Source organism: Arthrobacter sp. BG3 (genome assembly GCF_056680185.1).
This window is the reverse complement of the sequence record NZ_CM155270.1, coordinates 356,940-369,886: the sequence shown is the minus strand read 5'-3', so window position 1 is coordinate 369,886 and position 12,947 is coordinate 356,940. Positions and strand designations below refer to the sequence as shown.

General features: G+C 69.0%; 10 protein-coding genes. 6 read left to right on the top strand and 4 right to left on the bottom strand.

Features of this window, described 5'->3' with window-relative positions:
* Nucleotides 1–12: 12 nt before the first annotated feature.
* Nucleotides 13–1,005: a GNAT family N-acetyltransferase gene (locus tag AC1MFL_RS01690; RefSeq protein ID WP_479812944.1), complete on the top strand. Its 993-nt coding sequence runs from the start codon at nt 13–15 to the stop codon at nt 1,003–1,005.
* Nucleotides 1,006–1,050: 45 nt separating this feature from the next.
* Here AC1MFL_RS01690 and AC1MFL_RS01685 read toward each other — a convergent pair whose 3' ends face one another.
* Together AC1MFL_RS01685 and AC1MFL_RS01680 are read right to left on the bottom strand one after the other, a co-directional pair.
* Nucleotides 1,051–1,569, bottom strand: a complete 519-nt coding sequence (locus AC1MFL_RS01685; protein WP_479812942.1) for a DinB family protein — start codon at nt 1,567–1,569, stop codon at nt 1,051–1,053.
* 718 nt (nt 1,570–2,287) lie between these two features.
* Complete coding sequence (locus AC1MFL_RS01680) at nt 2,288–4,834, bottom strand: DNA gyrase/topoisomerase IV subunit A (protein ID WP_479812940.1); 2,547 nt, start codon at nt 4,832–4,834, stop codon at nt 2,288–2,290.
* 67 nt (nt 4,835–4,901) lie between these two features.
* On the opposite strand from AC1MFL_RS01680, the gene AC1MFL_RS01675 reads away from it, so the two are divergent.
* The 3 genes from AC1MFL_RS01675 (at nt 4,902) to AC1MFL_RS01665 (ending at nt 9,644) form a co-directional block, all read left to right on the top strand.
* Nucleotides 4,902–7,586, top strand: coding sequence for a bifunctional acetate--CoA ligase family protein/GNAT family N-acetyltransferase (locus AC1MFL_RS01675; protein ID WP_479812938.1), 2,685 nt, complete (start codon nt 4,902–4,904; stop codon nt 7,584–7,586).
* 86 nt (nt 7,587–7,672) lie between these two features.
* On the top strand, nt 7,673–8,416 hold the full coding sequence (locus tag AC1MFL_RS01670; RefSeq protein ID WP_479812936.1) for a DUF5998 family protein: 744 nt from the start codon (nt 7,673–7,675) through the stop codon (nt 8,414–8,416).
* A 1-nt stretch (nt 8,417) separates the two neighbouring features.
* Nucleotides 8,418–9,644, top strand: a complete 1,227-nt coding sequence (locus AC1MFL_RS01665; protein ID WP_479812934.1) for an alkaline phosphatase family protein — start codon at nt 8,418–8,420, stop codon at nt 9,642–9,644.
* 37 nt (nt 9,645–9,681) lie between these two features.
* On the opposite strand, the gene sepH is transcribed toward AC1MFL_RS01665, so the two are convergent.
* Nucleotides 9,682–11,034: a septation protein SepH gene (gene sepH, locus AC1MFL_RS01660; RefSeq protein WP_479812932.1), complete on the bottom strand. Its 1,353-nt coding sequence runs from the start codon at nt 11,032–11,034 to the stop codon at nt 9,682–9,684.
* Nucleotides 11,035–11,389: 355 nt separating this feature from the next.
* Between sepH and AC1MFL_RS01655 the strand changes: the two genes are divergently transcribed.
* Nucleotides 11,390–11,689, top strand: a complete 300-nt coding sequence (locus AC1MFL_RS01655) for a DUF4193 domain-containing protein (protein WP_018772415.1) — start codon at nt 11,390–11,392, stop codon at nt 11,687–11,689.
* On the opposite strand, the gene AC1MFL_RS01650 is transcribed toward AC1MFL_RS01655, so the two are convergent.
* On the bottom strand, nt 11,686–12,171 hold the full coding sequence (locus AC1MFL_RS01650; RefSeq protein ID WP_479812930.1) for a DUF3093 domain-containing protein: 486 nt from the start codon (nt 12,169–12,171) through the stop codon (nt 11,686–11,688). The genes AC1MFL_RS01655 and AC1MFL_RS01650 overlap by 4 nt on opposite strands.
* A gap of 120 nt (nt 12,172–12,291) precedes the next feature.
* Between AC1MFL_RS01650 and dut the strand changes: the two genes are divergently transcribed.
* Nucleotides 12,292–12,834, top strand: a complete 543-nt coding sequence (gene dut / locus AC1MFL_RS01645) for a dUTP diphosphatase (RefSeq protein WP_479812928.1) — start codon at nt 12,292–12,294, stop codon at nt 12,832–12,834.
* The last annotated feature ends 113 nt before the right edge of the window (nt 12,835–12,947 follow it).

The window sequence follows — 12,947 nt, the reverse complement described above, 5'->3', positions numbered from 1 at the left end:
TAGCCTGTTGCCATGAACGGACACCCCGACGCCCTGGCCAGCCTGGACCCCCGGCTGTCGTGGCGGGCCGCCGGGACGGCGGACCTGGACGGCTGGGCGGCGCTGATCGCCCGGACCGCCGCCGTCGAACGGCCCGTCTGGTTCGAGCGACGCGCAGACCTGGAACAAGTCCTCGAATCGCAGAAGAACCCGGCCGACGCGAACACCATCCTCGGCTTCGACTCCCAAGGCGTGGCCCGGGCCTATGGCCGGATCGCCAAGAACCCGGACGGGGACAAGGCGGTCGGATTCGGCTGCGTCGACCCAGAGTGGCAGGGGAGCGGGACCGGCACCGGGGTGCTGGGCTGGATGGAGGCAAGGACCCGGCAGCGTTTTGCCGAGGACGCGACGGAGGGCGTTGCGCCGAGACTGCGGCTCCATACGGAACAGCAGCACACGCATCAGGCCGCCCTGTTCGGGGGCGCCGGCTTCCGGATCGTCCGCTACTACAACGAGATGCACCGGCCGCTCAAGGACGGCCTTCCCGCAGTGGTGCTCGAGGAGGGGCTGGAGCTTGTGGGCTTCGGGCCCGGGCTGCACGAGCCGGTGCGGCTGGCACACAACGAGGCCTTCCGGGACCACTGGGGCAGCGAGCCGCGGGACGAGGAGTCCTGGGGCTTCGTGGTGAATGATTTGCTCGCGCGGCCGGACCTGAGCGCCGTCGTCCTGGACCGGGCCAGCGGAAAGGTTGCCGGCTACCAGCTCGCCAGCCACGACGCCGTCAGCGCGGCGTCGCGGGGCTACAAAGAGGGCTACACGGACCTGCTAGGCGTGCGGCGGGAGTTCCGCGGCCGCGGGGTGGCGCAGGCGCTGCTGGCCGATGCGATGCGGCGCTTCGCCGCGGCCGGGATGGACAAGGCCTCGCTCGACGTCGACTCGGAGAACCCCACCGGGGCCCTGGCCCTCTACGCCAAGATGGGCTACGCCGCCGTCAGCACCAGCATGGCCTGGGACAAGGAACTCTAGCGGGCGAGCCGCCCGCCGGCCATCCACGCGTTGCCCGTCCGCATGCTAGCCATCCACATCGTGGAGGTGATGGACGACGTCGTGCAGGAAGTACTGTGCGAAGGTCAGCACAGTGAACTCGGAGCCGTTGCTGCGGGTGCCCTTGCGGCCCCACTGCTCCTCCGTGACCCGCGCGAAGGAGGCGGCGATCTGCTCGCCCTCAGCTGTGAGTTCCGCGCTGACCTCGGCCGGGTCGGCGTTGGCGTAGTCCTTCTCGACCGCGGTGAGGTCCTGGTCCCAATCCGCGAACCGGGCGTCGTACTCGCTCAGCATGAGGCCCAACCGGTGATCAAACAGGGTGAAGACGTCCCGGACGTGGCAGGCATACTCGAGCACCGACCAGGTGTTCGAATCCGGGCGTTCCGTGGCGTCCGGACGCCGCAACGCCACCCGCCAGCGCGGGAGCATACTTTCCACCACCCCCGCCGCCGTCGCGGGCGTCGCCGCCGCCGCATCGAAACCGCACTCCGGGCAGGGCCGCTGCAGGACCCAGGTCCAATCCTTGATATCAGGGATGATAGGCATGCGAGCATTGTAAACGCATTTCCCCCGCCGGCAGTTGAAAGCCGGGCGGGCTCCGCGGGGAGTCCGTGTCAGCGGATACGCGGCACCATGTACTTTGCCTGAGGCGCTGGTGGGGACACAGCAACATTGCCTTGCCGACGTAGGTGCACCGGGGTGATGTAAGTCGTGAAGGCGATCTCGCTGTCCACGTTCCCCCTGGTCCCGACGTCGGCCCGATTTAAGTCTGTACCCGCATCCGCAGTCGTCGGCCCAGGTTCGGCCATTCGCCACAAATGGTCGCTATGAGGGGCCATTTAGCGGCCGCTTGTGGCAAATGGGTGGCACGAGGAGTTCCCTTAGCGGCCACTTGTGGCGAACGGGTGGCCTGTGGAGCGGCTTAGCGGCCACTTGTGGCAAATGGGTGGCACGAGGTGCGGCTTAGCGGCCACTTGTGGCGAACGGGTGGCCTGTGGAGCGGCTTAGCGGCCACCTGTGGCAAATGGTCGATGTGAGTGTGGAGCCCTTTCGCGGCCATTCGCCACAAATGGTCGCTATGAGGGGCCATTTAGCGGCCGCTTGTGGCAATCGGGTGGCCTGTGGAGCGGCTTAGCGGCCACTTGTGGCGAACGGGTGGCGGCCGGCACCCTGGATAGTGCCCCGTGCCCCGTGCCCCGTGCCCCGTGCCCCGTGCGCCGTCCCGGACAGGCCGACGGGCGGCCGCCAGAGTTCCGGCGGGAGCCTAGTCTGCCGTCGCCGCACCCGTCGGCGGCGCATCCTCGGGCGCGGGCCGCCAGGACATGCTCGGGCCGATCGCGTCGATGGCCTGGGAGAGCGGAATGCCCGACCCGTCGCGGCGGCCGTGTTCCCCGGGCAGGGAGCGGGCCACCCCGGCCTGGGAGGACGCCTTCGCGGGGCCGTGGCCGGCCCATGCAAGCAGCAGGGTGTCCTCGCCCTTGAGGAACCGGTGCGCACGCACCCCGGCGGTGGCGCGGCCCTTGGCCGGGTATTCGGAGAGTGCGGTGACTTTGGCGGCCCCCGGAGCGGTGCCCGGGAGCGCTCCTTCCGTGCCGGCGATGGTCACCACGACGGCGTCACTGTCGGACCGGCTGGCCGCGCCGAAGAACATCACCTGGTCCCCGGCGGCCAGCTTGATGCCGGCCATGCCCCCGGCGGTCCGGCCCTGCGGGCGGACGGCGGAGGCAGGGAAACGCAGGAGCTGGGACTGCCGCGTCACGAAGACGAGGTCGACGTCGTCCGAACCCGCGGGGGCCACCCCGACCACGGTGTCCTTGTCCTTGAGCGCAATGGCCTCCCAGTCCTCGCGGTTCAGCGGATAGTCAGGCTGGACCCGTTTGACCACGCCCTGGGCCGTGCCGATCGCCAGCACGTCATCCAGCGGTGCGAAGGCAACCAGCGATTCGCCCTTGAGCAGCGTGATGAAGTCCTTGGCCGGGACTCCGCCTGCCATGTTCGGCGTGCCGGAAGTCGGCGGCAGAACGGGCATGTCCATCACCTGGAGCCGGAGCATGCGGCCCTGCGATGTGACGGCGGCAATCTCGCCGCGGGCCGAGGTCTTCACCACCGAGGTGAACACGTCGTGCCGGGTCCGCGGGCCGGCGTCGGCAAGGCTGTCCTGGTTGGTGGTGCGTGCGATCTGGCCGGAGGCGGTCAGGATGGCCCAGCAGGGGTCATCCGCGATCTCCAGGGCCAGCGGGGCGGCCTTGCCTCTGGCTCCCGGCGCGGCGGCCAGGGCGGCGGCGACGGTGGGGGAGACGGCCTCGGATTCGAGGAGCACCGTGCGGCGCGGGGTGCCGTACTTCTCGGCGATCTCGGCCAGCTCGGTGGACACCAGGCCGCGGAGCCGCTCGCTGGAGCCGAGGATGGCCTCGAGCTCGGCAATCTCGCGGCGCAGTTCGTCCTGTTCCTTTTCGAGTTCGATCCGGGAGTACTTGGTCAGCTGCCGGAGGCGGAGTTCCAGGATGTAGTTGGCCTGGATCTCGGTGAGGTCGTAGATGGACATCAGCCGGGTCCGGGCCGCGGCAACCTCGTCCGAGGAACGGATGATCTGGATGACCTCGTCGATGTCCACGATCGCGATCAACAGGCCCTCAACCAGGTGCAGGCGGTCTTTCTTCTTGCCGAGCCGGAAGGCGGTGCGCCGGCGCACCACGTTGATGCGGTGTTCGACATAGACGGTGAGCAGCTGGAGCAGCCCGAGGGTCTGCGGCTGCCCGTCGACGAGCGTGACGTTGTTGATGCCGAAGGAATCCTCCATCGGCGAGTAGCGGTACAGCTGCTGCAGCACCGCGGTGGGGTTGAAGCCGTTTTTCAGCTCGATCACAAGGCGCAGGCCGTGCTTGCGGTCCGTGAGGTCCACAATGTCGCTGATGCCGGCCAGCTTCTTGCCGTTGACGGCGTCCTTGATCTTCTCGATCACCTTTTCCGGCCCCACCATGTACGGCAGTTCCGTGACCACCAGTCCGGTGCGGCGGGCCGAGAGCTGCTCAATCTCCACCTTGGCCCGGGTCTTGAACGAGCCCCGGCCGGTGGCGTAGGCGTCGCGGATGCCGTCCAGGCCCACGATCCTGCCGCCGGTGGGCAGGTCCGGGCCGGGGACGAACCTCATGATGTCCTCGAGCGTGGCGTCCGGGTGCTCGATCAGGTGCCTCGCCGCGGCGATCACTTCCACCAGGTTGTGCGGTGCCATGTTCGTGGCCATGCCGACGGCGATGCCGGTGGCGCCGTTGACCAACAGGTTCGGGAACGCCGCGGGCAGCACGTCCGGCTGGGTCAGCTGGTTGTCGTAGTTGGGGACGAAGTCGACGACGTCCTCGTCGAGGTGGTCTGTCAGGGTCAGGGCCGCGGCGGCCAGGCGGGCCTCGGTGTACCGCGGGGCGGCGGGGCCGTCGTCGAGCGAGCCGAAGTTGCCGTGGCCGTCAATGAGCGGCAGCCGCAGCGAGAAGTCCTGCGCCATGCGCACCATCGCGTCATAGATCGCGGTGTCGCCGTGCGGGTGCAGCTTGCCCATGACCTCGCCCACCACGCGGGCACTCTTGACGTGGCCGCGGTCCGGGCGGAGGCCCATTTCGCTCATCATGTACAGGATGCGCCGCTGCACCGGTTTCAGGCCGTCCCGGGCATCCGGAAGCGCCCGCGAGTAGATCACCGAATAGGCGTACTCGAGGAACGATCCTTCCATCTCCGAGGTGACGTCGATGTCGACGATGTTTTCGACGAAGTCCTGGCTGGATTCCCCTGCCGGGGACGGGCTTTGGCGGCGTGCCATGAGGCTGGTGGGTCCTTCTGAGCGGTGCAGAACGAAAGCTGCGTAAGTTTATGACTAGGCTAAGCCTATGGTGGATCAGCCCTCGGGCGGCGTATATCCGGAATATTGGGAAGCCGATGTTGTCCTGCGTGACGGCGGGACGGCTCATCTGCGCCCGATCCACCCCTCCGACGCGGACGCGGTCCAGGCCTTCCACGTGGGGCAGTCGCAGAAGTCCATCTACATGCGGTTCTTCGCGTTCAAGTCCAAACTCTCCGCCAAGGAGCTCAAGCGCTTCACCGAGGTGGACTACAAGGACCGGGTGGCCCTCGTGATCACCATCGGCGGGGAGATCATGGGCATCGGCCGCTACGACCGGCTCGATGATCCCGAGGAAGCGGAAGTCGCGTTCAACATCTCCGACGCGCACCAGGGCCGCGGCATCGGGTCCATCCTGCTCGAACACCTCGCCGCCGCCGCCCGCGAAAACGGCATCCGGAAGTTCAGCGCCGAGGTCCTGCCGGAAAACCGCAAGATGCTGATGGTCTTCTCCGACGCCGGCTACGACGTCAAACGGCATTTCGACGACGGCGTGGTCAGCCTCGAATTCAACATCGACCCCACGGACAAGTCCCGCGCCGTGATGGAGTCCCGGGAACACCGCGCCGAGGCGCGCAGCATCCAGGAACTGCTTGCCCCGTCCTCCGTCGCCGTGATCGGGGCCAGCCGCAAATGGGGCACCGTGGGCTACCAGCTGCTGGAACACATCATCGAGGGCGGCTTCAAAGGCCCGGTCTACGCGATCAACCCGGAGGCCTTCGAGCTCGCCGGCATGCTTTCCTTCGCCCGGCTCTCCGAGGTGCCCGGGCCGGTCAAACTTGCCATCATCGCCGTCCCGTACGCCGAGGTCCCCAAAGTGGTGGAGGAATGCGGCGCCGCCGGGGTCAAGGGGATCGTGGTGGCCACCGCCGGGTACGCGGACGACGGCGAACGCGGCCTGGCCCGGCAGCGCGAACTCGTCCGGCAGGCCCGCGCCAACGGCATGCGCGTGATCGGCCCCGCCTCGCTGGGCATCATGAACACCAACCCTGCCGTGTCCCTCAACGCCTCCATGGCGCCCTCGCTGGGCCGCCGCGGCGGCCTCGGCCTGTTCAGCCAGTCTGCCGCGATTGGTGTCTCCCTCTATGCGGCCTCCAGCCGGCGCCGCGTCGGGATCTCCACCTTCCTCTCCGCCGGCAACCGCGCCGACGTCTCCGGCAACGACATGATGCAGTTCTGGGAGGACGACGCCGACACCACCGCCGTCGGGCTCTACCTGGAATCGATCGGCAACCCGCGCAAGTTCTCCCGCCTGGCCCGGCGCCTGGCCCGGACCAAGCCGGTCATCGTGGCGAAGTCCGACGCGCTCGGCCTGCCTCCCGGCCACGCCGTGCGCACCACCCAGGCCCCGCCGGAGGCCGTCGATGCGATGATGCGCCAGGCCGGCGTGATCCGCGTCGAGACCATCGAACAGCTCATGGACGTTGCCCAGATTGTCTCCAGCCAGCCCCTGCCGAAGGGCGCGGGGATCGCCGTGTTCAGCAACTCCCGGGCCCTCGGCAAGGTCGTCGCGGACAGCGCGGCCGTGCAGGGGCTCGGTGTGGACCGGATCGTCACCGACGTCGACCTCGACGCCGGGATGTCCCTGGCGCTGCCGGCGCTGCGGCACCGCCTGCAGGAGGTCCTCACCTCGGACACCGTGCACGCCGTGGTGGTCGCGCTGCTGCCGGCCCACGGACTCACGGTGGAAAAAATCGCCGGGGTCCTGGCCGAATGTTCGGTCGCGGCCGGCAAACCCGTGGTGGCGGCGTTCAGCGGACTCCTGGACCCTTCGATCTATGTGGAAGGAATGGTGGGCGAGGAGGCGGGGGCAGCGGTCGTTCCCTGCTACTCCAACCCCGGCGCGGCTGTGGCCGCGCTCGGTGCTGTGGTCCGCTACGCCCAGTGGCTGAACCGCGACCAGGGCTTCTTTGTCGAACCCGAGGGCTGCGACCCGGACGGTACCCACGAGGAGCTGGAACGCCTGCTGGACAAGGTCGGCGGTGAACAACTGGTCCGGCTGGACCCGGACACGGCCGCGGGCCTGCTGGTCCGCTACGGCATCAGGGTGGTCCCCTCCGTAGGATTCGAAACCGCCGAACAGGCCGTCGCCGCGGCGGACCGGCTGGGCTGGCCCGTGGCGCTGAAGACCACCGACCCGGCGCTGCGGCACCGCCTGGACCTCGGCGGGGTGCGCCTGGACATCCAGGATGCCGAGTCGCTGCGGCGGAATGTGCTGGAAATGCGCAAGTCCCTGGAACGCTACGGCTCCCCGTCGCTGGAAGTGCAGTCGATGGCACCGGTGGGCCAGGCCTGCACGTTCCGCGCCATCGAGGACCCGCTGCTGGGCCCGGTGGTTTCCTTCGGCCTGGCCGGCGACGCGGTCAACCTGCTGGACGACTGGGCCCACCGGGTGCCACCGCTCTCCGGTCCGGACCTGCATGACTTCATCCGGGCACCCCGTGCCTCACGGAAACTCTTCGGCTACCAGGGCCTGCCGGCCGTGGACGCCAGGGCCCTGGAGGACCTTGCCGCCCGGCTGACCAGGCTCAAGGACAACCACCCGGAAATCGCCCTCGTCGACTTCAACCCCGTGCTCGCCGGGCCGGAAGGGGCATCCATCCTCGCAGCCGATGTCCGGATCGCCAACGCCGCGCAGCGCACCGACAGTGCCCGACGCGCCATGCGCAGCTAGCGCCCGGGGGACGGCAGGGCGGCGGCGGCCGCACCGCGCGGCCGGCAAGTTAGCATGTCCCCAGCCGATCTGTGAAAATGGAGACCATGAGCTTTCAGTCTCCGACACCCAAGCCCCAGGCGACCGTCTCCGGACACCCGGGCGCGCACCACAACGGCCTGCATGACCACAGTGCGCAGGGTCAAAGCCTGGAAGGGGCCCTCCAGCAGGCCGGTTTCTACCCCCGGCTGGTGGCCGACGTCGTCGCCGACGCCCTCGACGGGCGCGACTGCGTGGCCCACCTGGTGCACCTTGAGACGCACTTCGACCGCGCCGAGGTCCGCCGCCACATCACCGTGCTGGTCCTCACCGAGGACATGCTCGTCATCACCCACGTGGATGACCAGCAGCTTGACGAGGCAGGGGAGCAGACCGTCGCGCAGGTCTCCACCGAGTCCGTCCCGGTCACGCAAATCCGCTCCGTGGTCCTCAGCTACGTGTACGCGCAGCCCCAGGACTACAAATCGTCCGACCCGGTCCGCGAACTGACCCTGTCCATCGCCTGGTCCGGCGGCCAGCGCCTCGACATGGGGCCGGCCAGCTGCGGCGACCCGCAGTGCGAGGCAGACCACGGGTACAGCGGCACGATCGCGCAGGAGGACATCGTGATCCGGATCAGCGCCGAAGCCGACGGACTGCAGGCCGTCCAGGACGCCAAACTGTTCGCCCGTGCCCTCCGCGCCGTGAACACCGGATCCTCCGCGCCGGTGCCGCACACTGGCCCCGGGCTCCCGCCGCGCCCGCGGATGGGTGTTTTCGGCACCCGCGCCAGCCGCGGCCACCAGCGCTGAGATGACGCCTGTCCGCGTGCCCGAAGCCCTGTCCTCCGCCCCGGCCCTCCCGCAGGACCTGCCGGCAGCCCCGGCCTTCGGAGACCGTTCCATCGCCGAGGTGCTGACAAGTGCCGCGGCCAGCCTGGGGGTTCCGGGCTTTGAGAACCGGCTGAACCTGCCTGCGGCCAAGCGCGTCTGCATTGTCCTTGCCGACGGCCTGGGCCGGAACCTGCTGAAGCAGAAGTCGGCGCACACCCCGTTCCTGCGCGCCGTGATGCAGTCCGGCCAGGGGCGGGTGCCGGTTTCGCTGGACTCCGCTTTTCCCTCCACCACGGCGGCGTCACTGGCCAGTTTCGGCACGGGACTCCCCGCCGGGCAGCACGGCATGGTGGGCTATGACGTACTGGACCCCGACCAGGACCGGGTGGTTAACATGCTCGGTGGCTGGGACGCCGGTGTGGATCCGCAGCAGTGGCAGCCGTTCCCCACCGTGTTCGAGCGGGCGGCGGAGCACGTCGACGTCTCCACGGTCAGCCTCCCGCAGTTCAGCGATTCCGCGATGACCCGGGCTGCGCTCCGCGGCGGCCGTTACGTCACGGCGACCACCTCCCACGCCCGGACCGCCGCCGCCGCCGAGGCGATGGCCGGTGCGGGACGCTCGCTGATGTACTTCTACGTCAATGAACTGGACAAGGCCGGCCACCGGCACGGCTGCCAGTCTCCGCAGTGGGAGCACCAGCTCGAGGAACTCGACGCCACCGTCAAACGGCTCAGCGCCACCCTGCCGACGGGCACCACCATCCTGCTCACCGCGGACCATGGCATGCTCGACGTGCCGGAATCCCAGCGGATTGACTACTCGGCCGACCCGGACCTGGTTGCCGGTGTCCGACACACAGCGGGCGAACCGCGGATGGTCCACCTCTACCTGGACGAATCAGAAGGTGATGCCGGCCGCGCCCGGCTGATTGCTGCCTGGCGGGCCCGCTTTGGCGACCGGATCTGGGCGTTCACCCGGGAGGAAGCCATCGCCGCGGGGTTCTTCGGTGCCGTCCGGGCTGAGGTCGGCCCGCGGATTGGCGACGTGATGGTCGCCGCGCGGGACGCCGTGGCGTTCTACGACACCCGGCGTGCCCGGCCGACAGCCCTTGAAGTGGTGGGCCAGCACGGTTCGCTGACGAAAGCCGAACGCGAAGTCCCGCTGCTGTGTTTCCAGGCCGACGGGAAAAGGGCCCCCCGCGCCTGACAGCGCGTGGAGGGCCCTGGACCGGGTGGGTCTTCGGTCAGTCCCCGCGGGCTCCGAAGACGATGTCATCCCAGCTCGGAATGCTGGAACGCTTCGGCTTCGCCGGCTGGCGCTCCGGCTGCTCCGCGTCACGCTCTTCCGGGGCCGCGGCAGCGGAATCACGCTGCTGGCGCCGGGAGGTTCCGCCGCCCAGGAGCTCGTCCAGCCCAGGGCTGGACGTCGGCCCCTGCTGGCTGGCCGGCCGCAACTGCGACGCCACGATGGTAATTTCCCGCGTGTCGGTGCTGACTCCGTCGTGCAGTTTCAGGGCGTCGTCCGGCTGGTCCTGTTGACGGGGCGCCAGGGTGAGCCGGGACATGATCGAAGGCCTGCCGTCGCGGCGCCGGTCCCAGGGATCCGTGGCCGGCCGGGGTTCGGTGCCCGCTGCGGGAGCTTCCGCAGGCGCCGTTTCGGACGGACCGGATCCGGGTTCAGCGGCTTCCGGCTCAGCCTGCACATCGGAGGGCCGCGGGTGGGCGGCGGGGACGCCGTTGGTCAGGAGCACCGCGAGGGCGTCGTCGGCGTCCTCGTCCACGCCGAGGCGCTGTCCGCGGCGGGAGCGCAGCATGTCGAGCAGCCCGTCGGACTCCTGTTCCTGCTGCAGCTGGAGCTGCTGGACGATCTGGAGCTGCGCGGTCGCGGTGCGCGCGGCGGCATCGGCGTCGGTCTCAAAATCAAAGGGCCGGTCGGAGACTGCGGTGAGCCGGCGGGCCGGGACGGGACCGTCGAGGGGCTCGAGTTCGCTGAGCTGCTGCGCCCAGCGGTTGGCGTTCTGCAGGGATTTGCGGGACGGGCTGAACGTCCACATGGCCGGGGGTTCCTCGCCGATACCGGCGGGGCCGCCGGGCGCCGCCTCGAAGCGCGCCACCACGTTCCAGCTTCCGTCCGGCCGCCGCCACGAGTCCCACTCCACGGTGGAGGCTTCAATGCCGTGTGCGCTGAGCCGGTGGGCAACCATCTCGCCGAGCGACGCCGGCTGGTCACCGAAGACCGAGCGGTAGACGTCGTGGCCGGGGGCGGGGGAGGCCACTTCCACCCCGCGGGCCTGCCGGGCGACATGCTCGCGCTCGGCGAGCACCGGACCCTCATAGCGCTGGACTTTCGCGAGCGGAATTCCGGAGAGCTCCGCCACCTCTGCCGCCGTCGAGCCGCTGCGGATCCGCGCCTGGATATCGCGCGGAGACATCGCAATGGGTGCGGCACCCGCTCCGGACGCGGCTTTGGCCGGCGTCCGGCTGGCTGCCGCCCGAAGCGCTTCATCGATTGGCAGCTGGAACATCTCGCCGCCGGCGCCGCTCAACAGGAGATGCTCCCCGGCGTCGTGGACGCCTACAAGCCGTAGATCCTGCATACAAATCCTCCACCCTGGCATTACTAACAATCGAAACTCTGCCACTGATGCGCGCCAATTCCGGTGAGGACGGAGGGCGCGCCGTCATTTTCCGCGAATTTCCGCCGCTTTTCGGCCCGCCGGCGGGCGGAGCGCCGCCGGTGGGCCGGATGCTCCGGCCGGGACGGGGCCTCCGGGACCGCAGGACTCTGGCGCTCCCCGGGCGCTTAAGCAAAGATGACCCGACATCGGGCACAAAAACCGCGTGCCCGGCGTTGACATCGGAGAACCTCTCCCGGGGCCCAGGGCTACAGCCTGGCGGGCCATCCGGGCCGGGCGATCCAACCGAACGAATGCGGAATGCGAGCAACACATCATGGCGACAGATTACGATGCGCCGCGCAAGACTGAAGAGGACCTCAGTGAGGATTCGATTGAGGCGCTGAAAGCGCGGCGTACGGAGAAGCCTTCCGCGGTGGTCGATGAAGACGAATCGGATCTTGCGGAAGGCTACGAACTCCCCGGCGCGGACTTGTCCGGGGAGGAACTGCTGGTCCGGGTCCTGCCGGCCCAGGCAGACGAATTCACCTGTGCCTCCTGCTTCCTCGTCCGGCACCGTTCGCAGATTGCCCGCGAAAAGGACGGCCTTAAGTACTGCAAGGACTGCGAGGGCTAGGAATTAAGCGCGGCGAGCAGTTCGTCCGGGTGGCGGGTGGACGCGAGCCAGTACGGCGTGCGGTCGGAGGGGTCGGTGATCTCGATGCGGACCACCGGATCGATCCATCCGCGGATGCACATGAAGGCCAGGCCGTTGAGCCGGGTACCGCGCTCCGCCGTCGCTTCCTTGCCCCGGAACGCCGAAACGGCGCCCACGAAACGGCGTTCGATGCTGGCGCGGCCGACGCGCAGCGTGGAACCGGTGACCGTGATGGCCGGGGTCGAGACGACCAGCAGCACGGAGATGATCACGAACAGGATGACCGCAGCGATGATCCCCGCGGTGATGCTGATGGGGGCGAAGACCAGGATCCCGGCGCCCGACAGTCCCGCCGACACCAGCCAGATCCAGAAGTTCGGCCAGAGCTTCTCGTGGTACCTGACTGTGGTGTCGCTGGGGGAGCTGTTGGGGGCAGGCACGGCTGCACTGGATTCGGGCATAAGCCCAGCTTTCCACTTTTCCCGGGCTATTTCACCTTGGCGGCCGGGGCGGGCGCCCGCGTCCGGGCCGGCCGGCCGCCGCTAGGCCGATCTTCCCCGCGGGCGTTAGAGTGAGGGACTGTGACTGAAGAAACGACCGCAGTGGACGCCGCCCGAGCGGAAGCCCCGGAAACACCGCCAGCAGCAGCCTCCGTGCCGGAGTATGGCACTCCCACCTTGACGGTGCAGCTGAAGATGCTCGACGACGGCCTGGAGCCGCCGTCGTACGCCCACCCGGGCGACGCCGGCGCCGACCTGCGTGCCCGCGAGGATGTGGTGCTGGAACCGGGGGAGCGCAGGCTGGTCCCCACCGGTGTTTCGATCGCCCTCCCCGACGGTTTCGTGGCCCTGATCCACCCGCGGTCCGGGCTTGCGACCAAGCATGGTCTGACCGTGGTGAACGCCCCCGGCACCGTCGACGCAGGCTACCGCGGGGAAATTGCGGTGACGCTGCTCAATACCGACCGCCAGCAGGCGATTGAACTCAAGCGCGGCGATAGAATTGCACAAATGGTTATTCAGCGCGTGGAGTATGCAAGGTTCCTGCCGGTCCAGGAACTCGGCGGCTCCGTCCGTGGCGGCGGCGGCTTTGGATCCACCGGCGGTTTCGGCGCGCCGGTCTGACCGGCAGCGGGCAGGACCCGCAGTATTTACGCAGGGACTTATGAACAGGACCGCTTTGCAGGACGCATCAGCCGGCCGCCCTTGCAGCTTGAGAGCGCAGCAGGCGGCGGCAC